Source organism: Oleiphilus sp. HI0132 (assembly GCF_001635845.1).
The window spans coordinates 1-911 of record NZ_LWGJ01001632.1; the positions used below are offsets into that span (position 1 = coordinate 1).

Annotated in this window: 2 protein-coding genes; one reads left to right on the plus strand and one right to left on the minus strand. The window is 45.4% G+C overall.

Annotated features, from left to right (window positions below; all coding sequences use genetic code 11):
• Positions 1-547: putative solute-binding protein (locus tag A3766_RS31570; protein WP_231882990.1), on the plus strand; the 547-nt coding region annotated here is incomplete at its 5' end.
• Between the two features lie 20 nt (positions 548-567).
• Here the strand turns inward: A3766_RS31570 and A3766_RS25155 are convergent.
• Positions 568-911 (minus strand): sortase domain-bontaining protein (locus tag A3766_RS25155; RefSeq protein WP_156509125.1); only part of this gene is annotated, 344 nt, incomplete at its 5' end.

The following is a 911-nucleotide window of genomic DNA, read 5'->3' on the forward strand; positions in this document are numbered from 1 at the left end:
CCCGAAAGACCTGTCAGGAAAGCGTATTACCGTGCTCGATAACGCCCCGGAAACCGCACATATCGCAACTCGAATAGGTATGACACCCGTCGCATCTGGCATTCGTAATGCCCTGCAAAAATTTAACAACCGCGCCGTCGATGTCACCGGAGCACCTGCCCTGGCATATGAACCAATGGAGATCTACAAAGGCCTCGCGCCGAATGGAGGCATCATTAATTGGCCAAAGCTACAAATAACCATGCAACTGATCCTTCGCTGGAAAAAAGTACCTGAGGGCTTTGGTCAGAAATCTCGTGACCTGATGACAAATAAGTACCCGGCTCAAATTAAAAAAATTGTAGAAAGCGAGCAAACCATTCTTAAAAATTACTGGATCAATATTTCCCAAGAAACCAAAGACAAATGGAACGAGTTCTTTAGAAAAAGCCGCATTGCGCTACGAGAAGAAGGCGTTTATAACCGCAAAGCCCTCACCTTGTTTAGAAAGATCCGCTGTAAGATGGATGCCAGCTTGGCGGAGTGTACATCCAAAGATAAGGAGTAAGCTCCCATTCGTTTGAGGCACTAGCTAACGGGCCTATTCTTAAGCGGTATCGCAAAAACTAAAAACCGCTCTTCAGCCCCGGCTGTTAAGGTATCAAACGGGTAGCAAGTCGCGAGTATCATCAAATTCTCAACCGATGGCTCCAATTCCGGGAGTAACCAATTCTGGTTAACCACCTCCGTATTAATAATTTGATAGTCACTGCGCTTGCCATCTGCAGTTGTAATCACAAACACATCATTTAACTTCAGATCTTTTAAAAACCTGAAATGGGTGTCTCGATGGCCACTCAAAATACTAAAATCTAAACCCAGGCCACCATCGACATAATCATTCATACCCGGCCCAAACGCTAATACTCGCC